Here is a 19611-nt window from a genome sequence, read left to right on the forward strand (position 1 = left end):
ATGAAGCTCGCAATCCGGCGAATCGGAAGCGGTATTTCGCCTGGTCATTTTTCCGCCCCCCGCGTTGCTGCAACAGCATGCGCCGCTGCGCGCAGTGTCGATTCAATCCCCTCCACGGCAGCCAGGGCATCCGCGAAGCGCCCCACCGTATCCGCCGCGCCGGTTGGGTGTAATGGTTCAAGGTCGTCGGGGATCGCTTCACCCATATGGGCATGAAGCGAATAAGCGTTGCGGAGGCGCTCGATCTCGCCAAAGCTGGATAGACCGATGACCAGCACCTCACGGATAACGCGACAGGTTTCCAGGTCGATTACTGCACTCATTTCACACCTCCTTTTGCCGCAATCTCGCGTAACGCGCCTGCGGCCTCTTCGCGCATGCCGTCCGCCTTGTTAAGGGAAGAATCAACCAGGCTGCGAACATGCTCCAACAGGATCGGTAGGCAGTCATTCGACACGCGCAATCCATGTGCGTAACCGTTACCAGTCACCTTGTTGTGGCTTGGGTGAGTGTCATGGTGTGCCGGCGACCGTTCGAGGGCACATAGCACGCGAGCCGCGTCCGCGATGGCAGCTGCCGCTTCAAGCTCACCGCAAATCACGGCATAAGAATCCTCAATGGAATCGAGGGCGACTTTTCGGCCGGAACGATTGGTACTCATGCCGCACCCCCATTCGACAGCTGCGCAATGGCGGTATTGCCGACGAACAGATGCCGGGGATTGATGCAGGCCGGATTGCCGCAGGAATGGCGTACCGACATACCAGGCTTTGGCGGTGCGACAAACAGGCCGTAGGCCAGGCGGTGCGCCGGAAAAGCCACATGCTTGCCCTGGTACGGTAGCGACACGCGGGCAAAGCCGTGGCGATCACGGCGCAAGGGGGCTTCGATACAAACGTCGGGGAATAGCGCCAGCAGACAGGCGCGGGAGGATTTCAGCATGGTCATGCTCCTATTCAGCGGTTTGCCATTTCCGCCTGCCCGTCGCCAAACGGGGTGGGCGGAACCGTGCAGGTTGGCGAACCGGTGAATAGGAACCGGCAGACCCGAAGGTCTCCCGCACGGCCCGCCCATAGGGCTTGCCATGCTGCGGACGAAAAAAAACCGCTGGGAGGCGGTCGTCCGCCTATTCGTTACCGGGTCGCCAAACCCGACTGCCGTTTTTTTCCGGCAGCGGTGTGGAGTATCTACTGTTCTTCCGGCAAGTGTCAAGTGAATGGGCATGATCAGCCCTCACTTTTCTCGGCAAGGGCTTTGCGTACTTCGCCCAGGTTCCAGCGTGTGCAGCGAATGCCGATACGCTGCGGCGCAGGCAGAATGCCGGCCCTGGCCCAACGCCAGATCGTTGTTGGGGCTACGCCGACGAGTTGCGCGATCTCACGGTCAGAAACGCGCGCCGAATCCGGCAGATCGTCGATTGAATTGATACGGGATGCCATGCTGTACCTCGTTTGGTAAGGCACCGCGCCGGGATGGCGCGGGGTGCACGGCACGCACAGTACAAACAGCAGTTAAGTATTTCTATTCACTAAATCATCATTTCTTGAATAGCCTCTTGTAATGTCGCTTGATAGTCGATACAGACTCAGCCTCTCCATTTTCTGAAGCTCTGGCCCTAAACTCCGCCACCATGCTTGCAGCTTGCTCTTCTGATGCCCCTTTGGAAATATGGAATGCCATCATATGGGCGTTCGTATCTTGCCAACCTCGATCAAGCAAACCAGATTCCCGCCTCCCTCGGCCCACCTTGGACACACCGAAGATATAGTCAAGATTTTCTCCACCGTTCCATCGCTTCAGCGCGGCATTTATGGCCTTGATAAATGAGATAGGAGGATAGTGGCCGCGCCTAACAAAATCATCCATGCGAGCAATAATGAACCGCCATGCCCCTGGATCGTCAGTCGATTCGGCAAACTCCACCATGATGCTGGCGTATATATCTATATCAGCTTGCTGCATGACCACATTGGGTGCGGAAAAAGCTTGCTGAGCGACCGCAGCATGTGCAGCCCAAAACTCTTCATCGGATATCATCGTCAAAACTCTTTCACGCCACAAAGGGGATTACTTGCGCCCCTTTGCGCAGCTCGTCGAGCTGATCGGCCCAAGCCTGCATCAGCTTGCGACGATCTTCCAGGTACAAGGCATGGTTGTAAGCTGCGGCCACCTCATCGCGCTCGGCATGGGCAAGCTGCGCCTCAATCACCTGATGGCTATATCCCAGCTCATGCAGGCGCGTTGATGCCATACCGCGAAAACCGTGGCCGGTCATTTCTTCGCGCGTGTAGCCCATGCGCCGCAAGGCTGCATTGACGGTGTTGTTGCTCATGGCGCGCGCGCCGCTGCGCTCGCTGGGGAAAAGATACAGGCCGCCGCCGGTCAGCGGCTGTAGCGCCTCGATTACCACCAGCGCCTGTTTCGACAGTGGCACAATATGCAACGCCTTCATTTTCATCTTCTCGGGCGGAATGCGCCATTCAGCCGCTTCCGTGTCGACCTCCATCCACTCGGCATGCCGCAGCTCGCCGGGGCGAACAAAGGTCAGTGCGGCGAGCTTGAGCGCCAGGCGGGTTATCGGGCTGCCTTCGTACTCGTCGATGGCGCGCATCAATCCGCCAATGGCCTTCGGGTCTTTCAGGCAGGCAAAGTGCCGCGCCGCAGATGAGGGCAGGAAGTCGGCAAGCTTCACATCCGATGCCGGGTTGCGCTCCACCAGGTCATGCGCCACGGCATAGCGGAAAATGCGGCTGATGGTTGAAAACACTCGCCGCGCAGTCTCGCGCTTGCCGGCCTTGTTGATGTCCTTGACGGTGCGCATGATGTCCGATGCCTTCACCTCACCGACAGCCAAATGCCCCAGCCCAGCCGTCGCATAGTCGCGGTAGGACTCCAGTTGGCCGATGGTGCGCAAATGCTTTTGCGCTGTCATTTCAGCAGCCCAGACCTCGGCAACCTTGGCAAACGTCACAACCTCCGGCGGTCGCTCGATCTCGGCACGCTTGGCGCGCGCGTCGGCTTTCTCGGCAGCCGGATCAAGACCATCAGCGATCTTGCGCCGCGCCGTGGCCACCAGCTCGCCAGCACGCACCAGGGAAATATCCGGGTACTTCCCAAGGCTGAGGAGCTTTTCCTTGCCATCAACGCGATATTTGAGCCGCCAGAGCTTGCCACCGGCGGGTGTCACCAGCAAAAACAGGCCGCCGCCGTCACTCAGCTTGTAGGGCTTTTCACGCGGCAAGGCCTTGCGAATCGCCAGATCATTGAGTCGCCCCATCGAAAGTACCCCCAGGATTTTTTGCCCAAAGGCAAGATACCCCCAAGAATACCCCCAGAATGGGGGTAATTCAATGTAATGGCATGCACTGCTATGCACCAAACAAAACCCCCGAGAGCTTGCGCTGTCGGGGGTTTCGGGCCTTTCTGCTACTTCTTGCTACTCAGTTCTGGCGGAGACGGAGGGATTCGAACCCTCGATCCAGGTTTTGCCCGGATGCTCCCTTAGCAGGGGAGTGCCTTCGACCTCTCGGCCACGTCTCCGAATTTCGGGAAGCCGCGATTATATACATCATTGCAACAGAATAGGATACCGAGCGCTGATATCGTGCCGTTTCATCCCACGCCCGATATCACACATTCCGACATTCACCACTACCGCAGCCACCGCATTCTGCTAGAATGCGCGGCTCATCCGGAGAGGTGGATGAGTGGTTTAAGTCGCACGCCTGGAAAGCGTGTTTAGGTGAAAGCCTAACGCGGGTTCGAATCCCGCCCTCTCCGCCAGAAAGCCAAAACCCGTTGATTCTTCGACGGGTTTTTCTTTTTCCCTCGCCACATGCGTGCCAAACCAAAGGTTCGGATTCGCAAATCGCGAGCCTCCCATTTGCCGAGTCACCCACATCCGCACCACGCACGCGCCGTGGCGGACGATGCCTTGCCGATGTTCGGCCGGAGCGACTACACCTGCGGGCTCTCTGACGCCGTGTTGACCGAAGCCACCGCTGCTGCGTCTTTACGGCGTATCGCTGCGCCAGGCGGCTTTCAAGCACGAGGGCGTACTGCTGGCCCAGCGATGCCGTTCATCATCGACAGGTGCTTGAACCTGCAGAAAGCCGATCCAAGTCATTCCCGCTTGCACGGGAATGACAACGGCACATGCCGCCGCTTCGAGCGCCCGTTCTTCTTCACGCGCTTATCCAATACGAACGAGCTGCAGCTTTTAGCTCATCCTTGCATCACGTTATGTCAGCCTGTATATTACGGGACTGTTTTCATTTTGAGAAAAGGGTGACTGCCATGTTTGCGCGTTTCAAAATTTCGCTGTTTGCCGTTTGCCTTGGATTGCTCTCGTTTGCCGCCAGCGCGGCCGAAATCACCGTTTCCGCGGCTGCCAGCCTGACCAATGCGTTCAAGGAGATCGGCCAGGCATACGAGGCGCAGCATGCCGACGCCAAGGTGTTGCTGAATTTCGGCGCTTCCGGCGCGCTTTTGCAGCAGATGGCCAAGGGGGCGCCGGTCGACGTGTTTGCTTCGGCCGACCAGGAGACGATGGACCAGGCGCAGCAGCAGTCGCTCGTCTCGGCCAAGACCCGTCAGGATTTCGTCCGTAATGCGCTGGTATTGATCACGCCTGTCGACGGCAAGCTGTCGATGAAGTCCCTGGCCGATCTCGGGCAGGCCGGCGTGCAGCGCATTGCCATCGGCAATCCCGCCAGCGTGCCGGTGGGCCGCTATGCCAAGCATGCGCTGGATGCGGCGAAGCTCTGGTCGGCTGTCGAGAGCAAGTTGATCAACGCCACCAACGTGCGCCAGGCGCTCGACTATGTTGCGCGCGGCGAGACTGATGCGGGATTCGTGTATGCGACCGATGCCGCGGTCATGAAGGACAAGGTGCGCGTCGCCTTCGAAGTGCCGCTGGACATCGCGATCAGCTATCCGATTGCCGTTGCCTCTTCGAGCACCAATACCGACGAGGCCGCCCGCTTCATCGCCTTCGTGATGTCGCCGGCGGGACAGACGATTCTCGCCAAGTTCGGCTTCCAGAAACCCTGAACGCAGTAGTTAACAGGCAACAAGCCACAGGAAGCCCGCGTGCATGGATCTGAACCTGCCGGCGCTTACCCTGTCCCTGAAGGTGGCGGGATGGGCGACGGCGTTCAATCTCGTATTCGGCGTCAGCATCGGCTTCATGCTCGCGCGGCTGCGCTTTCGCGGGCGCGATCTGCTCGATACGCTGCTGACCTTGCCGATGGTGATGCCGCCGACGGTGCTCGGCTACTATCTGCTGGTCATCATCGGCCGGCGCGGCCCGCTCGGCGGCTGGTTGCACGAGCACTTCGGCATCAATCTGATCTTCACCTGGCAGGGGGCGGTGATCGCCGCCATGATCGTATCGTTTCCCCTGGTGTTCAAACCGGCGCGGGCGGCCTTCGAATCCGTGGATCGACAGATGGAGCAAGCCGGCCGCGTGCTCGGCCTCTCGGAGCTCGGGGTGTTCTTCCGGATTACCCTGCCGCTCGCCTGGCGCGGCATTCTGGCCGGCCTGCTGCTGGCGTTCGCGCGGGCGCTCGGCGAGTTCGGCGCGACGCTGATGGTGGCCGGCAGCATTCCGGGCAAGACGCAAACGCTGTCGGTTGCCGTCTATGAAGCCGTTCAGGCCGGGCAGGACGACGTGGCGAACACGCTGGTCCTCGTGACCTCCGCCGTTTGCATCGCGGTGCTGCTGCTGGCCGGACGCATCGCGCCCGGGCGCGTCGTCCAACAGGCGCATTGAGGCCCGGGATGAGTGACCAGCTCACGATCGATATCCGCAAGACGCTGCGTTCCGGCGCACGCCGCTTCGAGCTCGATGTGCAGTTGCGTTCGACGAGCCGGCGCATCGTGATCTTCGGGCCGTCCGGCGCGGGCAAGAGCCTGACGCTGAAGGCCGTCGCCGGGCTGCTGAGGCCCGACAGCGGCCAGATCCGGCTCGGGGGCGTCACGCTGTTCGACAGCCAGGCCGGCATCGACCTCACTCCCCAGGCGCGCAAGGTCGGTTATTTGTTCCAGGATTACGCGCTGTTCCCCCATCTGACCGTGCGGCAGAACATCGCTTCGTCGCTGGTGGGCGGCTGGTTCAATCCGTCGCGGAACTTTCGCCACGAAAGTGTCGAATACTGGCTCGCCGCCTTTCATCTGGAAGCGCTGGCGCACCAGTATCCGAGCGAATTGTCCGGCGGACAGCGCCAGCGCACGGCCCTGGCGCGCGCCCTCGTGGCGCATCCGCGGGCCTTGCTGCTCGACGAACCGTTCGCCGCCCTCGATCCGGCGCTGCGCAGCAGCATGCGCCTGGAGCTTGCGGAGCTGCAACGGAGGCTCGACGTGCCGATGATATTGATCACGCACGATCCGGAAGATGTGACGACGTTCGGCGATCATGTGCTGAGTCTGAACGGGGGTCGGGTAGACGAGCGACCGTTCGCGCTCTCGGCTGAGCCAGAGATCGCCGCATCCCTTGCCGCCTGATTTTTTTGACAATCGTTATATATGACTCGATATATCTAGGATCGTCATGGAAAACCACGTTGCATCGATCGTTCGTACTGGCGGCATCGGGAACGCAATGGCCCGCATCGAGCGCGAAGGCTATAGCCTGGCCGCCCTGGTGGCGCCTGGCGGGCGCAACAGCGCCGTTCGCGGTCTGCGGGATGCCGGCGCGGCCATGAAACCCTTTTCCCTCGCCTTCGAAAAGGCTTTCGGCAACGAGGATGCGCCGGCAGCGCTCACCGAGGAGCAAGTGCCGTTGCGCCAGAGACGCAGAATCTGGGAAATGCCCAGCGCCTGGCATTGCACCCTGGCCGGCACCTGCCTGTCCATTGCCGATCTGCGCCATCTCATGAAATCCGGCGAACACGACGATGCCATCGTCGGCGACTATGGCCTCCACTCCTACATCGTCAACCATTGCGGCAACCGGAATGCGATCACCGAAGAGATCCATCGCCTGCTGAACCACCGCCATGCCGGTTCCCTGCGTCACTTCGCCAGGTTCAAGGGCGCCGATGCCGTGCTCGCGGCATGGAAGGATGCGTTCGCGGCCGGCAACATCGCCGGCAGCCTGTGGGCGGCATGGACGCACGGCGATATCGGCGAGTATGAAGGCTCGGTGATCTACGGCGATCTGCACATGCTTTCGCATCAGTTGTGCGCGCAGGCGCAGCCCAGCCAGATTCGCATCGCCGAACTCGAAAAGGACAATGGCCGCCAGAACGCGGAAATCCTTCGCCTGCGCCAGGCGCTCGCCTCCATGCGGAGTGAACGGGCGCAGCGGGTCGTCGAACTGGAAGGCCGCGTGGCCGAACTCGAAGGCAAGCTCGCTTGCGCGCGCAAGACGGAAACGACCCTGGCCGAAGCGGGCAATGCGCTCAGCCAGAACAGGTCGCTGCGCGAACGCAATGATCTGCTGAACCGGCGGCTGGCCGCTCTGGAGCAACGCAGCCAGGCGCAGCAGAACAGAATCACCGAATTTGAAAATGAATTGGCCCGGGCGCGCAACGCAACGCAACGGAAGCTCGATCCCGCGCTGGCATCCTTCGCGGCCACGGCATCAGTGGCCGCGTCGGCAGTTGAAGCGGCTGAAGCAACCGAAACGGCATGCCGCCTGGCAGAAAGAGCCGCCGACATCCCGCTCGGCGGCCGCCGCATTCTGTGCATCGGCGGACGGCCCGGCCTGATCGCACACTATCGGCGCTTGGTCGAATCGAACGGGGGCTGCTTCATTCATCACGATGGCGGCCAGGAAGACAACGAGCATCGCATCGATGCGATCGTCGCCGGCGCCGACGTCGTGTTCTGCCAGGTCGGTTATCTGTCGCACCCGGCCTATTGGCGCATCAAGGAAGCCTGCAAGCAACGCGGGCTGCCGTGCATCTTCCAGAAGTCGGGAGGCATCACGGCCTTTTCCCGCGATCTGGAAATGATTGCCGAGGATGCATTTCGATCACCCCAGGCTTCCCCGCGCACCCTGTTCGGCCAGAACCGGGTAAGCGGGTATTCCGCATGACGGTCGCCGCCACCCATTCTGGCCGGCCTCATCGCGATCACCCCGCCGCCATCGCGGCGGCATGTTTTCCACCGGCCCGGCGGCTCGCTCCGACGCCCCGCAGCCTGATTTCAACGCAACACAAGAAGGGAATGAAACAATGCGTCGTTTTTTACCGATAACCGCCGCCTCGTTCCTGCTGCCCGCGGCATCGCTGGCGCAGACGGGCGAATCCGCATCCGCGCTCCTGTCCGAAGTCGTGGTGAGCACCGGCGCCTTCTCCGCGCAGGAGCGAACCACCGCCACCAGCAGCTTCGTCATCGATGCGGAAACCATACAGCGCTCGCCCGCCCACAACCTGAGCGAACTGCTGATCGAGCAGGGCTTCATGGTCGAGGCCACGCCGACCGACCACGGCGAGAACACGCTGCTGATCCGCGGCTTCCACACCGAGCATCTGATGACCGAAGCCAATGGCAAGGTGCTCGTTCTCATCGACGGCCGGCGCTCCGGCGTGGCCAATGTCCGGCAGATCGTGCTGAACAACATCGAACGGGTCGAAGTACTGCGCGGCCCAGAGATGTTCAAATATTCGATGGGCTCGCCCGGCGGCATCATCAACATCATCACCAGGCGGGGCGGGCCGGAACACTTCAGCGGTTCCGTGCGCGCGGGCTATGGCAGCTACGACACCGCCAGGATCGGCGTGGACATCAACGGCCGGGCGAACAATTTCGATTACACGCTGGGCTATGAATACGGCAGCGTGGGCCATGACTACAAGGATGGCGACGGTAAGACGGTGCACAACACCAAGACCGACGGCACCAGAGGCCTGAATTTCAACCTCGGCTACACCTTCGGCAACCGGCACCGCATCGGCATCGACGGCTACCAGTACGACGTGGACAAGGCGCATCGGCCCTCCTACGTCGACGAGGATGGCGTGACCCGCAACAACAGCTACACCGACCGCAAGACCCAGCTCCTGCATCTCAACTACGAAGGCGCCAGCGACGACGGCCGCCTGTCGTGGAAGGCGAACGTGGGCACGGGCAAGGACATCTACGAAACCTACGAAGCGGCCTCCCGCTACCCGAAAGGGCAGAAGGCCGGCACGGACCGCGCCCAGGGCAGCCTGACTTACGCCACCGCGCGCTTCGACCTCAGCGGCGGCATCGATTACATCAAATACGACGTCGAGAACTCGTCCACCGCCAGGGGCACCTTCCTGCAGAAGAACACCGGCCTCGATCCCCAGTGGCGCGGCCTGGGCTATCCCATGCACCCGACCAGCACCACCACGCTCTGGGGCGCCTACCTGGTGGGCACGCTCAAGCTTCAGGACGGCGCGCTGAACCTCTCCGGCGGCCTGCGCTACGAGCAGGCGCGCGCCAAGGATCTGTCGGTCGGCGACGAGCACTTCGACCGCGTCGCCTACTTCACCACTCGCGGCATTACCGACCGCAACCTGCTGCCCACCAGCCGCGACTTCGACCACCTCGCGCCGACCCTGGGCGCGACCTGGCTGCCCATGGACTGGCTCAAGCTGCGGGCCAACTATACCCAGGGCTGGCGCGCGCCCTCGGGGCGGCAACTGTTCGCCAGCAGCTTCTATGAGGACTACGGCGCGCCGGGCGATCCCAGGCTCAAGCCCGAGCTGACCGATGCCTTCGAGGTCGGCTTCGACATGGCCCGCCCCGACTGGCGCTTTTCCAGCACCTACTTCTATTACGAGGTCAAGGACAACGTCTACATTTACCCCGGCGTCAGGCCGAACGGGACCAGCCCGCAGGGCCGCGTGATGATGAACGTCGAGCGGCGCATCCAGGAAGGCGTGGAAATCCAGGCCAGCGCCAACGTTGCCGGCCTCCTCGGCTACCGCGATCTGGAGTTGCGTCCCTACGTCAATGCGACGCACATGATCCGCAAGAACGAAGTCATCCAGGAAGGCGGACCGGGGCTGCTCGGCACCTGGTGGCCGATCGCCCGGACGCCGGACACCGTGGCCAGTTACGGCATCCGCTTCAACCATCAGCCCACGAAATTCTCCGGCAACCTGAGTTTCAACTATTACGGCGAGCAGTACGGCGGCAGGTCGAATGTCGGCGACGGCCCGCTAATCGGCTTCGGCAAATTCACCGTGGTCAATCTGAGCCTGCGCAAGCGCCTGTGGGATTTCGGTCAGACGCAGAACCTGGATCTGAAGCTGGATCTGAACAATCTTACCGATCGCATCTACTCCTATCTCGGCCGAGTTCCAGTGGATGCCTATGCCTACCCGGGGCGCAATGCCTACGCCACGCTGATTTACAACTTCTGACTCCCGACAGGGCGCGCGTCTCCGCAGGCTGATTCTGCTGCCTCCGCTGCCTCCAGAGACGCCGCCCGGATTTGGATTTGAATTTCGATGCCACACGCGTACGAGAAGACGCATTTCCGCAGGCTGGCGCTGGCGCTCTGTCTCTGGGGCGTCTGCCAGACTGCGGCAGCGGCAGCCGAAGCCTCCCCCGGATGCACCGTCAACGCGCGGACGCAATCCACCCAATCCATCGTCGACATGGCCGGGCGGACCGTCGTCCTGCCGCGGGAAGTGAAGCGTATCGCCACCGTCGGCCCGGTGCCCGTCATCAACGGCTACCTGTTCGCCCTAGGCGCCGGGGAACGGATCGTCAACGGCCTGCCGTCACGCTTCACGCAATCGGACAGATGGCACCTGCAGACCGCCATCGCGCCCCATCTGGCCGGACAGCCGGTGCTGCAAGGACAGACCGGCAGCGATGTCAGCCTCGAAGTCCTGGTCAAGCTCGCCCCGGACATGGTCATCACCATGGAGACGCCCAGGATCAAAACCCTGGCGGCGGCGAAAGCGCCCATCGTTTACCTCGAATGGGGAAATGCCGCCGACATCCGGCGGAACATGGCGCTGCTCGGCTGTGTGCTCGACCGCACGGCAATGAGCGAAGCCTATCTGCGCTACTTCGACGCCACGCTGGCGCGCGTGCGCGCGGCCCTGGCCGGCGTCGCGCCGGCCGACCGGCCCAGGGTGCTCTACTTCAACCCGCACACGATGACCACGCCCCTCGCCATCGCCAACTGGTGGATCGAGGAAGCAGGCGGCAGGAGCGTCACGGCCGCGATGGCGCGGGGCGGCACCGCGCACTATTCCCACGAACAGGTGCTGCTGTGGAATCCCCAGGTACTCATCGTCAGCTCGCCGGAGCAGGCGACGGCGATCCTCCGGGACGAGCGCTTCGCCCGGATCGACGCGGTCAGGCATGCCAGGGTACACGTCATGCCGACCGGCATCCATTCCTGGGGCCAGCGCACCGTCGAGCAGCCATTGAGCGTCCTCTGGGCAGCGCAGCGCTTCCACCCCGAGCGATTCGCGCGGCTGGACATGGCAGGCGAAGTGCGCGCCTTCTACCGCGACTTTTTCGGCAGCGAACTTTCCTCGGCGCAGGCGCGCGAAATTCTCGAAGGCGCATCGCGCGACGGGATGCCCGGACGCCGATCAAATGAAAAATGAATCCAACCCGACAACCTCCGGACAAGGAGCACATGATGAACATGGCATTCAGACACACCGACCTCGGCACGCTCGCCGCGCCGCCGGCCATGGCCACGCTGCAGCGCATCGGCGACGGTTTTCGCGATTACCAGGTAGTCCGCGCCGGCTTCGCCAGCGGGCTGTTCGACTGGCTGAAGGACAACGGCCCGGCCGAAAAGAGCACCATCGCCGGCGCGCTCGAACTGCGCGGGGCGCATCTGGGCGCGTTCCTGCAAACGCTCGAAGACCTCGGGCTGCTCGCGCGTCACGGTAGCGCCTACATCCTCGCGCCGGGCATGGAAGCGGTGCTGTGCAAATCGAGCGCCTGGTGCCAGGCCGAGACGCTCGCCGCGCTGGCCGCCCCGACGTGCGGCTGGTCGGACATGGCGGCCTTCATGTCCGCGCGCTGGGTGCAGCCGGCGCGGGGCGCATCGAGCATCGAGCGCCACCCCTTGCTGCAGGATGCGCGTCAACTGGCGGCCAGGCTGCTGAAGCGCGAGGCGGTGGCCAGGGCGCGCACCCTGATCTGCTTCGACGGAGCGGATGGCCTGTTGAGCGCCGCCTTGTGCCAGGCGCTGCCCGAACTACGGGCCAGCGTCGTCGTTCCCGCCGGCGCCGTGCCCCAGGCCGAGATGCTGCTGGCCGAATGCAATGTCGCCGACCGCTGCAAGGTGCTGCCCGGCACGCCGCTCGATCTGCCGGCAAACGGCATGTTCGATCTGGCGATCCTGTTCCACAGCCTCTATCCGGTACGCAAGTCGACCGTGGATGCGTTGTCGGCGGTTGCGGCCCGCCTTGCATCGGGTGGCGAACTGTGCAGCGCCCACTGGTTCTGCCTGGAAGCCTGCGAGAGCGCGCCCGGCGGCCGGCGCGACCTCGACAAGGCCGTGCTGACCGACAGCCATCCGCTATGCCACGTCGAGCAGTTCGGCCAGCGCCTCGAAGACGCCGGCCTCGTCGATGACGGTCGTGAAGACCTGCCCGGTGAGTTCGGCAACACCAAGCTGCACTTCGGCCGCAAGGCCTGAGGCAGCCGCGATGAATATGAATGCACGCACCATGGAAACCCGGCGCTTGCCGCACGGGGCGGCGGGCCTGCTCGCCGAACTGCACGCGCATGTGCTCGAAAGGCTGGGCGCCGAGGCGGATGAGCTGACGATAGACCGCGCCGTGCTCGGCATCTTCTTTACCGGCGTCAAGCTCTCCAACGGCGCGGGCGGCCTGTGCGCCACGCCGGTGAAGAGCGTGCCCGAGGCGGTGTGCTGCCCGAGTTCGGCGAAGGCCATGCCGACGCCGGGCAAGATCAAGGGACGCAAGGCGCTCCAGCTACTGGACGATCTCTATCGGCCGCAGGATCTGCGCCGGGCGCTGGCCATCGCCACGCTCAACGCGCTGGCCGAAACCCTGTGGATGCGCGACGGCCCGCCGACCGGCATCGATCTGCGCTTCGGCGATGCCTTCGAGGCGCTGCCGCTGGCGCCCGGCGCGCAGGTGGCCCTGGTCGGCGCCTTTCCGCCCTACATGCGCGAACTGCGCAAAAAGGGACAGCCCTTTCACGTCCTCGAACTCGATCCGGCGACGCTGAAGCCGGACGAACTGCCGTTCTACGTCCCGGCCGAACGCGCCGCCGAGATATTGCCGCACGTCGATGCCTTCATCACCACCGGCACCACGCTGATCAACGGCACGCTCGAAAGCCTGCTGCACATGCTGCGCCCCGGCGCCGAAGCGGCGATCATCGGCCCGACCGCGACGCTGGTGGTCGAACCCTTCGCGCGTCATGGCGTGACCATCATCGGCGGCACGCGAGTGGTTGCGCCCGACGAGTTGCTGGAACTGCTGGCCGAGGGCGGCTCGGGCTACCACTTCTTCGGCAAGACGGTGGAACGGGTAACCATGGTGCTGCCATCCAGGGCAGCGGCATCGTAAGCAGCGCAACGACCATGGCTGAAATCGCTGCGCCTTCAGTTTCGCTTTCACCTTCGCCCCTGCCGCGCGCCGCGCGCCTGCGGCACCCGGCCTGGCGCTGGCTGGTCGCGCCCATGCTGATGCTCGTCGCGCTGCTCGCCGCGCTGTCGCTGGGCCGCTATCCCCTGCCGCCGGGCGAGACCCTGCGCTTCGTTCTCGCTGCGCTGGGGCTGGTGTCGATGGAGGCGGAGCAGTATGTGCTGCTGCATAACCTGATCGTGGAAATCCGCTTGCCACGGATATTGGCGGCGATACTCGTCGGCGCCTCGCTGTCCGTCTCGGGCGCGGCCTACCAGGCGCTGTTCCGCAATCCGCTGGTCTCGCCCGGCCTGCTCGGCGTGCTGGCGGGTGCGGCGGCCGGCGCGGCATTCGGCATCGTCATGGGCGGTAGCTGGCTGGTCGTCCAGACATCCGCCTTCCTCTGCGGCCTGGCCGCCGTGGGCGTGGGTGTGGGCATCGCCCATCTGTTCGGCGGCAGCTCGCTGATCATGCTGGTCCTGGGCGGCATCCTCAGCGGCGCGCTGTTCACTTCGGTGCTGTCGATGCTGAAATACCTGGCCGATCCGGACAGCCAGTTGCCGGCGATCGTGTATTGGCTGATGGGCAGTCTGGGTCAGGCGAATCTCGACGACATGACGGTGGCGGCGGTGCCGTTGTGCCTGGGCATCGCCGTGCTGTGCCTCATGGGGCGCGCCCTTGACGCGCTGGCCATGGGCGACGACGAGGCGCGCACGCTGGGCATCCCGGTCGCGGCGGTGCGCCTGATCACCATCGCGGCGGCAACCCTGATTTCCGCGTTGACCGTTTCGATCGCCGGCATGATCGGCTGGATCGGACTCATCGTGCCGCATATCGCGCGGCTGCTCGTCGGCCCCGGCAACGCCCGCCTGCTGCCGGCCGCGGCCTTCCTCGGCGCGGCCTTCCTGCTGTCCGCCGACAGCCTGGCGCGCAATGCGTTTGCCGCGGAGCTGCCGATCGGCATCGTCACCGAGTTGCTGGGCATTCCCGTGTTCATGATCGTCCTGAGCCGGGTCAGGCGCGGGTGGTCGACATGATCGAGGCGCGCGGCATCCGCTTCGCTTATCACGGCCGGCGCGTTCTGGACGGCGCCAGCCTGTCGCTCGCGGCCGGGGAGCTCGTCTGCCTGCTGGGCGCCAACGGCGCCGGCAAGAGCACGCTGCTCAAGCTCATGCTCGGCGTCCTGAAGCCGCTTCACGGCACGGTGACGCTCGATGGCCGCGCCCTGCCCGGCTACTCGCGCCGGCAGTTGGCCCAGCGCATCGCCTACGTGCCGCAGGTGCATGTCGCGCCGTTTCCCTACTCGGTGCGTGAAATCGTGCTGATGGGGCGCCTGCCGGCCGCCGGCATCTTCCGCGCGGCAAGTGCCGCCGATCATGACAAGGTGGAGGAAATCATCCAGCGCATCGGCATCGCTCACCTTGCCGAGCGGCCCTATACGGAAATTTCCGGTGGCGAACGGCAACTGGCATTGATCGCCCGCGCCCTGGCGCAGGAAGCCAGCCTGCTGGTGATGGACGAACCGCTGGCCAGCCTCGACTACGGTCATCAGATGCGCCTGCTGGCGCGGCTGGAGCAGCTCGCGGCAGAGGGTTACGGCATCCTGATGACGACCCACGATCCGGATCAGCCGCTGCTCGGCTGCGACCGCGTGGCACTCCTGATCGACGGCCGCATTGCCGCCGATGGCCGTCCCGATGCCGTGCTGACGCCGGAATCCATCGAGCGGCTGTACGGCGTCCGCGTTCATCTGGTGCGCGCTGCGGATGGCGCCGGCATCGCCTTCCGCTCACGTGAAAGGCGCGACGCATGCGCGGCATGAGCATGAATGCACATATTTCGATGTTGTCTACGCGCCGACTCCGTAGCGTCAGCGTCTTGCGCAAGCCGGAGGCCCGGCCGTGATGCCGAATGAAGAATTTCTCGCCGGTGCCGGCGCGGAACGTATCCGCGCGGCGCATCACGGCGCAGACTCGCGCTGGTTGCGCGGCATCGCGCAATGGACGCTGGTCGTCGCCGCGCACGCCGTCATATTGTGGGGCGCGTTGCAGATCTCGCCGCAGGCCAGGCAGGCGGTGGGAGAAATCATCCAGGCGACACTGATCGCGCCGCAGGCACAGCCGCAACTCGTTCCGCCACCGCCCGAACCGCCCCGGCCGAAGATCGTGCCCAAGCTGCGTCCCACGCCCCCGGCGCCGGTATTGGCCGCCGCGCCGCGCGATGAGGCGCCGGCGGCCGCCTTCATCGTCGATCCGCCACCCGCAGAGCCTGCTCCCGCCGCCCCGGCCGCAACCGCAGCAGCGGCGCAGGCCGAACCGGCGCCCCTGATACCGCCGATATTCAATGCCGACTATCTCGACAATCCGTCGCCGATCTATCCGGCCTTGTCGCGCCAGCGCGGCGAAACCGGACGGGTGCTGCTGCACGTCCATATCCTGGCAAACGGACGGGCCGAACGGGTCGAGCTCAAGACTTCATCCGGCTTCGAGCGTCTCGACCGCTCGGCGCTCGAAGCCGTGGCCCGCTGGCGCTTCGTACCTGCCCGGCGCGGCAACGAACGGCTTGCCGCCTGGGTGCTGGTTCCCATTTCCTTTGTCATGTAGAGGTGCAGTCATGAACGAAACCGCGCTCGGTTTTTCCCATTTCCTCGCGCAGGCCGATCCGGTCGCGCGCTTCATTCTCGCCACGATGCTGCTGGCATCGCTGGTGACCTGGGGCATCATCGTCGACCGGCTGATCAGTTTCGGCCTGCTGCGCAAACGCAACGGCGCCTTCCTTGCGCGATTCCGCAAGGCGCGCTCGTTCGACGAAGCGGTGCGGGAGGTCGAAAACGAGGTGGCGGACGAACCCTGCGCCCGGCTGACGCGCATCGCGCTCGACGCGAGGCTGCACTACACCGCCTGCGATGCCGCCCACCTCGATGCGGCCGGCGGCCTGTCCGAATTCATGACCCGCGCGTTGCGCCAGGGCATCGAGGAGGAAACCGAACGTCTCGAGCGCGGACTGTCCATACTGGCTTCCGTCGGTTCGACAGCGCCCTTCGTCGGCCTCTTCGGCACGGTATGGGGCATCTATCATGCGCTGATCGCCATCGGCATGTCCGGACAGGGCACGCTCGACAAGGTGGCCGGGCCGGTGGGCGAAGCCTTGATCATGACGGCGATCGGCCTGGCGGTGGCGATTCCGGCGGTGCTCGCCTACAACGCCCTGACGCGGCGCAACCGGATCGTGCTCGGTCGTCTGGATGCCTTCGGCCACGACCTGCTGACCCTGGCCGTCACCGGCACGCCCATCGAGCGGGGCAAGCGCGCCGCGCCGCTACGTCTCGCGGAGGCCGTGTAATGGGGCTCGGTACGCTCGGCGGCAGCAGCAGCGGCCGCCCCATGGCGGAAATCAACGTCGTTCCGCTGGTGGACGTCATGCTCGTGCTGCTGGTGGTGTTCATCGTCACCGCGCCCCTACTGACGCACGCCGTCAAGCTGGAGCTGCCGCAGGCGCGCAGCCAACCCAACGTGACCCGGAGCGAACACATCGAAATCGCCGTCCAGCGCGACGGCACGATTTTCTGGAACGGAACGCCACTCCCGCGCGAGGAAGTGGAGCGGAGGGCCGCCGCGCTCGCGCTCGATGCGCCGGACAGCGAGATCCATCTCAAGGGCGACGACGCCGTGCCCTACGGCGAGATGGCGCGCCTGTTGTCGATGCTTGCGCGGCAGGGGCTGACGCGGATCGGCTTCGTCACCGATCCGCGCACGGAGTGAAACCGGGAAAGCCCATGCCACCGTTCAAGGCAAGCAAGACGAAAAAATATTTCGCAATGAATCAATGAATCCAGCAAGGAGAACCCATGGCCATAGAAATGAAGGAATCCTTCCAGGTTGCCGCACCGATCGGGAAGGTATGGGATTTCATGATGAAACCGGAAATGGTCGTTGCCTGCATGCCCGGCGCCGGGTTGAAGGAAATCGTCAGTCCCGAGAAGTTCATCGGCACCGTCAAGCTCAAGGTCGGCGCGGTGACCGCGCAGTACGAGGGCACCATCACCTATGCCGAAGTCGATGAAGCGGCGCGGCGCCTCAATCTGCTGGCCGAAGGCAACGAGCGCGGCGGCGGCACGGCCACCGCCACCATCGCCTGCCAACTGGTGAGCATCGAAGGCGGCACGGACGTGCAGTTCGAATCCAGCGTCGATCTCACCGGCAAGCTGATCCAGGTCGGGCGCGGCATGATCGAAGGCGTGGCCGGGCAGATCGTCAAGAAATACATCGCCAACGTGCGCAAGATGCTGGAGGTGGAAACGCCGGCTGACGGGGCTGCGCCGGCGTCGGTTTCGGCTGCGGCCTCTTCCGCGGCGGGCGAAGCCGCCGCGCAGACCGCGCCCGCCGCCGCACCGCCGCAGGAAGATTCCATCAACATGGGCGCCATCGTCTTCAAGGCGCTGTGGATGAGCATCGTTGGTTTTTTCGGCAAGTTGTTCGGCGGAAAAAAGACCGGAGGACAGGCATCGTGCTCGAAATAGCCCGAGCCACCCATCAGGAAGCGCCGCTGCCCGACGGGAGGAACCCCATGACGGCCACCGTCACTCGACGCGAGCAGATGGTCGCGCAGTTCATGTGCGCCCCGGCGCGCGGGAGTCTGGCGACGGAGAGCTTCGCGCGCAGGACGATTTCCGGCGTGATGCGCAATGCGCAAGCCGGCGAACTTCCCTTGTTTGCCTGGACGCTCGGCCTGGCGCAGCCGGCGCTGCTGGAGGTCGTCGCGACGCACTTTCCGGAACTGGGCGTCCTGGAGCCCATGCCGGAGCAGGATTATGAGATTCTCATGCGCGGCGCGCCACCGCTGTTCACGGACATGGTCGGCTTGCTGATGAACCATGGCGCGGCGGAAAGCGATCGCCGCCATACCGAGTGGCTCGCGCGCGCCATTGCGGCTGCGGCGATGGGAGAGCGTCATCTATGGCAGGACGCCGGCCTGAGCGACAGAGCCGAATTGTCTTCCCTGCTGGCGCAGCATTTTCCCGCCTTGCATGCGCGCAACACGCAGAACCTGAAGTGGAAAAGATTCCTCTTCGGCGAGCTGGGCGCCCTCCTCGGCATCGAGGATCTGCGGCCACCCGGCTGTGGCAAGTGCGAGCAGATAGCGTTATGCTTCCCGGAATATAAGCGTCAGGATTAGGATCATGGGCAAGATCGAAAGACCAGCCGAAGTCGAAGTCAAAGTTCGTGGTTCGATCTGGCTGACGATGAGCGGCGAGAATTTCGGTGGCGCGGGACGCGTCGATCTTCTCGCCCGCATTGCCGAGTGCGGTTCGATCAGCCAGGCCGCAAAGACCATGAAGATGAGCTACAAGGCGGCGTGGGATGCCATCGATGCGATGAACAATCTTGCCGGCGAACCCCTGGTCGAGCGCCAGACCGGCGGCAAGGGCGGTGGCGGTACGCAATTGACTTCCCGCGGCAAACGGCTCGTCGAGAACTTCAAGATCATCGAAAAGGAACATCGGCTCTTCATCGAACAACTCAGCCGGCAGGCCGAGGGCATTACGCACGACTTTCTACTCATCAGGAGATTGAACATGAAAACCAGCGCAAGAAACCAGTTCCTGGGCAAGGTGACGGCCGTCAAGAAGGGTGCGGTCAATGACGAAATCGACCTCGAAATCGCCGGCGGCCTCAAGATCGTCGCCATCGTGACCCACGAAAGCACCGAGGGGCTGGGGCTGAAAGTCGGCGCGGAGGCCTTCGCGCTGGTCAAGGCCTCGTCCGTCATCATCGTGACCGATGGCAGCGGCGCGAAGTTCTCGGCGCGCAACCGGCTTGTCGGCACGGTCGCCCGCGTGCAGGAAGGCGCGGTAAACAGCGAGGTAGTGATCGAAGTTCCCGGCGGCGGCGCCATTGCCGCCGTCATTACCAACGAAAGCTGCAAGACGCTCGGCATCGCCGCCGGCAAGCCGGCGACGGCCATCTTCAAGGCGTCGAGCGTGATCGTCGGCGTGCCGGCCTGACCGCCTGACATATATGAGCCAGGAGAAATCCACCGGCTCTCCACGGGCACA

At 64.0% G+C, this 19611-nt stretch carries 23 protein-coding genes and 2 tRNA genes; 18 read left to right on the plus strand and 7 right to left on the minus strand.

Features of this window, described 5'->3' with window-relative positions; genetic code table 11:
• Window positions 1–44: 44 nt before the first annotated feature.
• The 7 genes from SDENCHOL_RS10255 to SDENCHOL_RS10285 form a co-directional block, all read right to left on the minus strand.
• Window positions 45–323, minus strand: a complete 279-nt coding sequence (locus tag SDENCHOL_RS10255; RefSeq protein ID WP_154717146.1) for a hypothetical protein — start codon at window positions 321–323, stop codon at window positions 45–47.
• Window positions 320–661, minus strand: a complete 342-nt coding sequence (locus tag SDENCHOL_RS10260; RefSeq protein ID WP_154717147.1) for a hypothetical protein — start codon at window positions 659–661, stop codon at window positions 320–322. The genes SDENCHOL_RS10255 and SDENCHOL_RS10260 overlap by 4 nt, the downstream gene beginning before the upstream one ends.
• Window positions 658–942, minus strand: a complete 285-nt coding sequence (locus SDENCHOL_RS14240; protein WP_172955060.1) for an HNH endonuclease — start codon at window positions 940–942, stop codon at window positions 658–660. The genes SDENCHOL_RS10260 and SDENCHOL_RS14240 overlap by 4 nt, the downstream gene beginning before the upstream one ends.
• A 284-nt stretch (window positions 943–1226) precedes the next feature.
• Complete coding sequence (locus SDENCHOL_RS10270) at window positions 1227–1439, minus strand: helix-turn-helix transcriptional regulator (protein ID WP_154717149.1); 213 nt, start codon at window positions 1437–1439, stop codon at window positions 1227–1229.
• Between the two features lie 97 nt (window positions 1440–1536).
• A complete protein-coding gene (locus SDENCHOL_RS10275; protein WP_154717150.1) occupies window positions 1537–2037 on the minus strand; it encodes a hypothetical protein in 501 nt (166 codons plus the stop codon).
• 13 nt (window positions 2038–2050) lie between these two features.
• Complete coding sequence (locus tag SDENCHOL_RS10280; protein WP_154717151.1) at window positions 2051–3277, minus strand: tyrosine-type recombinase/integrase; 1227 nt, start codon at window positions 3275–3277, stop codon at window positions 2051–2053.
• A gap of 170 nt (window positions 3278–3447) precedes the next feature.
• Window positions 3448–3540 (minus strand) — tRNA-Ser (locus tag SDENCHOL_RS10285).
• Between the two features lie 153 nt (window positions 3541–3693).
• Here SDENCHOL_RS10285 and SDENCHOL_RS10290 point away from each other — a divergent pair.
• The 18 genes from SDENCHOL_RS10290 (at window position 3694) to SDENCHOL_RS10375 (ending at window position 19560) form a co-directional block, all read left to right on the plus strand.
• Window positions 3694–3783 (plus strand) — tRNA-Ser (locus SDENCHOL_RS10290).
• A gap of 136 nt (window positions 3784–3919) precedes the next feature.
• Entirely contained in the window at window positions 3920–4291 is a 372-nt protein-coding gene (locus tag SDENCHOL_RS10295) for a hypothetical protein (protein WP_172955061.1), read from the plus strand.
• A gap of 5 nt (window positions 4292–4296) precedes the next feature.
• Window positions 4297–5052 carry a molybdate ABC transporter substrate-binding protein gene (gene modA, locus SDENCHOL_RS10300; protein WP_154717153.1) on the plus strand — a complete coding sequence of 252 codons (756 nt, stop codon included), beginning with the start codon at window positions 4297–4299 and terminating at the stop codon, window positions 5050–5052.
• 43 nt (window positions 5053–5095) lie between these two features.
• Window positions 5096–5773: a molybdate ABC transporter permease subunit gene (gene modB / locus SDENCHOL_RS10305; protein ID WP_154717154.1), complete on the plus strand. Its 678-nt coding sequence runs from the start codon at window positions 5096–5098 to the stop codon at window positions 5771–5773.
• A gap of 8 nt (window positions 5774–5781) precedes the next feature.
• Complete coding sequence (locus SDENCHOL_RS10310) at window positions 5782–6504, plus strand: sulfate/molybdate ABC transporter ATP-binding protein (protein ID WP_154717155.1); 723 nt, start codon at window positions 5782–5784, stop codon at window positions 6502–6504.
• A gap of 46 nt (window positions 6505–6550) precedes the next feature.
• On the plus strand, window positions 6551–8041 hold the full coding sequence (locus tag SDENCHOL_RS10315) for a DUF2325 domain-containing protein (protein WP_154717156.1): 1491 nt from the start codon (window positions 6551–6553) through the stop codon (window positions 8039–8041).
• 139 nt (window positions 8042–8180) lie between these two features.
• Window positions 8181–10343 carry a TonB-dependent receptor gene (locus tag SDENCHOL_RS10320; RefSeq protein WP_172955062.1) on the plus strand — a complete coding sequence of 721 codons (2163 nt, stop codon included), beginning with the start codon at window positions 8181–8183 and terminating at the stop codon, window positions 10341–10343.
• An 87-nt stretch (window positions 10344–10430) separates the two neighbouring features.
• On the plus strand, window positions 10431–11549 hold the full coding sequence (locus tag SDENCHOL_RS10325; RefSeq protein WP_154717158.1) for an ABC transporter substrate-binding protein: 1119 nt from the start codon (window positions 10431–10433) through the stop codon (window positions 11547–11549).
• 35 nt (window positions 11550–11584) lie between these two features.
• Window positions 11585–12598 (plus strand): hypothetical protein, encoded by a 1014-nt coding sequence (locus tag SDENCHOL_RS10330; protein ID WP_154717159.1) that lies wholly within the window; start codon window positions 11585–11587, stop codon window positions 12596–12598.
• Window positions 12599–12608: 10 nt separating this feature from the next.
• Window positions 12609–13499 (plus strand): DUF364 domain-containing protein, encoded by an 891-nt coding sequence (locus tag SDENCHOL_RS10335; protein ID WP_197706902.1) that lies wholly within the window; start codon window positions 12609–12611, stop codon window positions 13497–13499.
• 14 nt (window positions 13500–13513) lie between these two features.
• Window positions 13514–14593: a FecCD family ABC transporter permease gene (locus tag SDENCHOL_RS10340; protein WP_154717160.1), complete on the plus strand. Its 1080-nt coding sequence runs from the start codon at window positions 13514–13516 to the stop codon at window positions 14591–14593.
• The gene (locus tag SDENCHOL_RS10345) at window positions 14590–15378 is read left to right on the plus strand and encodes an ABC transporter ATP-binding protein (RefSeq protein WP_154717161.1); all 789 of its coding nucleotides are present in this window, start codon (window positions 14590–14592) and stop codon (window positions 15376–15378) included. The genes SDENCHOL_RS10340 and SDENCHOL_RS10345 overlap by 4 nt, the downstream gene beginning before the upstream one ends.
• An 82-nt stretch (window positions 15379–15460) precedes the next feature.
• The gene (locus SDENCHOL_RS10350; RefSeq protein ID WP_154717445.1) at window positions 15461–16159 is read left to right on the plus strand and encodes an energy transducer TonB; all 699 of its coding nucleotides are present in this window, start codon (window positions 15461–15463) and stop codon (window positions 16157–16159) included.
• A 10-nt stretch (window positions 16160–16169) separates the two neighbouring features.
• On the plus strand, window positions 16170–16898 hold the full coding sequence (locus SDENCHOL_RS10355) for a MotA/TolQ/ExbB proton channel family protein (protein ID WP_154717162.1): 729 nt from the start codon (window positions 16170–16172) through the stop codon (window positions 16896–16898).
• Window positions 16898–17317: an ExbD/TolR family protein gene (locus SDENCHOL_RS10360; RefSeq protein ID WP_154717163.1), complete on the plus strand. Its 420-nt coding sequence runs from the start codon at window positions 16898–16900 to the stop codon at window positions 17315–17317. The genes SDENCHOL_RS10355 and SDENCHOL_RS10360 overlap by 1 nt, the downstream gene beginning before the upstream one ends.
• Before the next feature lie 86 nt (window positions 17318–17403).
• The gene (locus SDENCHOL_RS10365) at window positions 17404–18075 is read left to right on the plus strand and encodes an SRPBCC family protein (protein ID WP_154717164.1); all 672 of its coding nucleotides are present in this window, start codon (window positions 17404–17406) and stop codon (window positions 18073–18075) included.
• Between the two features lie 47 nt (window positions 18076–18122).
• A complete protein-coding gene (locus SDENCHOL_RS10370; RefSeq protein WP_154717165.1) occupies window positions 18123–18731 on the plus strand; it encodes a nitrogen fixation protein NifQ in 609 nt (202 codons plus the stop codon).
• A 4-nt stretch (window positions 18732–18735) separates the two neighbouring features.
• Window positions 18736–19560 carry a TOBE domain-containing protein gene (locus tag SDENCHOL_RS10375; protein ID WP_154717166.1) on the plus strand — a complete coding sequence of 275 codons (825 nt, stop codon included), beginning with the start codon at window positions 18736–18738 and terminating at the stop codon, window positions 19558–19560.
• Window positions 19561–19611: the final 51 nt, after the last annotated feature.

Origin of the sequence: Sterolibacterium denitrificans, from assembly GCF_900174485.1 — a bacterium.
Classification (GTDB): Bacteria; Pseudomonadota; Gammaproteobacteria; order Burkholderiales; family Rhodocyclaceae; genus Sterolibacterium; species Sterolibacterium denitrificans.

Bases quoted from the DNA above. Each gene is read 5' to 3' on its own strand.
- SDENCHOL_RS10335 (WP_197706902.1), top strand. From the start codon at position 12,609: ATGAATATGAATGCACGCACCATGGAAACCCGGCGCTTGCCGCACGGG.
- SDENCHOL_RS10350 (WP_154717445.1), top strand. From the start codon at position 15,461: ATGCCGAATGAAGAATTTCTCGCCGGTGCCGGCGCGGAACGTATCCGC.
- modB (WP_154717154.1), top strand. From the start codon at position 5,096: ATGGATCTGAACCTGCCGGCGCTTACCCTGTCCCTGAAGGTGGCGGGA.
- SDENCHOL_RS10345 (WP_154717161.1), top strand. From the start codon at position 14,590: ATGATCGAGGCGCGCGGCATCCGCTTCGCTTATCACGGCCGGCGCGTT.
- SDENCHOL_RS10315 (WP_154717156.1), top strand. From the start codon at position 6,551: ATGGAAAACCACGTTGCATCGATCGTTCGTACTGGCGGCATCGGGAAC.
- SDENCHOL_RS10370 (WP_154717165.1), top strand. From the start codon at position 18,123: ATGACGGCCACCGTCACTCGACGCGAGCAGATGGTCGCGCAGTTCATG.
- SDENCHOL_RS10275 (WP_154717150.1), bottom strand. From the start codon at position 2,037: ATGATATCCGATGAAGAGTTTTGGGCTGCACATGCTGCGGTCGCTCAG.
- SDENCHOL_RS14240 (WP_172955060.1), bottom strand. From the start codon at position 942: ATGCTGAAATCCTCCCGCGCCTGTCTGCTGGCGCTATTCCCCGACGTT.
- SDENCHOL_RS10255 (WP_154717146.1), bottom strand. From the start codon at position 323: ATGAGTGCAGTAATCGACCTGGAAACCTGTCGCGTTATCCGTGAGGTG.
- modA (WP_154717153.1), top strand. From the start codon at position 4,297: ATGTTTGCGCGTTTCAAAATTTCGCTGTTTGCCGTTTGCCTTGGATTG.
- SDENCHOL_RS10365 (WP_154717164.1), top strand. From the start codon at position 17,404: ATGGCCATAGAAATGAAGGAATCCTTCCAGGTTGCCGCACCGATCGGG.
- SDENCHOL_RS10375 (WP_154717166.1), top strand. From the start codon at position 18,736: ATGGGCAAGATCGAAAGACCAGCCGAAGTCGAAGTCAAAGTTCGTGGT.
- SDENCHOL_RS10270 (WP_154717149.1), bottom strand. From the start codon at position 1,439: ATGGCATCCCGTATCAATTCAATCGACGATCTGCCGGATTCGGCGCGC.
- SDENCHOL_RS10330 (WP_154717159.1), top strand. From the start codon at position 11,585: ATGAACATGGCATTCAGACACACCGACCTCGGCACGCTCGCCGCGCCG.
- SDENCHOL_RS10320 (WP_172955062.1), top strand. From the start codon at position 8,181: ATGCGTCGTTTTTTACCGATAACCGCCGCCTCGTTCCTGCTGCCCGCG.
- SDENCHOL_RS10280 (WP_154717151.1), bottom strand. From the start codon at position 3,277: ATGGGGCGACTCAATGATCTGGCGATTCGCAAGGCCTTGCCGCGTGAA.
- SDENCHOL_RS10325 (WP_154717158.1), top strand. From the start codon at position 10,431: ATGCCACACGCGTACGAGAAGACGCATTTCCGCAGGCTGGCGCTGGCG.
- SDENCHOL_RS10260 (WP_154717147.1), bottom strand. From the start codon at position 661: ATGAGTACCAATCGTTCCGGCCGAAAAGTCGCCCTCGATTCCATTGAG.
- SDENCHOL_RS10310 (WP_154717155.1), top strand. From the start codon at position 5,782: ATGAGTGACCAGCTCACGATCGATATCCGCAAGACGCTGCGTTCCGGC.
- SDENCHOL_RS10355 (WP_154717162.1), top strand. From the start codon at position 16,170: ATGAACGAAACCGCGCTCGGTTTTTCCCATTTCCTCGCGCAGGCCGAT.
- SDENCHOL_RS10340 (WP_154717160.1), top strand. From the start codon at position 13,514: ATGGCTGAAATCGCTGCGCCTTCAGTTTCGCTTTCACCTTCGCCCCTG.
- SDENCHOL_RS10360 (WP_154717163.1), top strand. From the start codon at position 16,898: ATGGGGCTCGGTACGCTCGGCGGCAGCAGCAGCGGCCGCCCCATGGCG.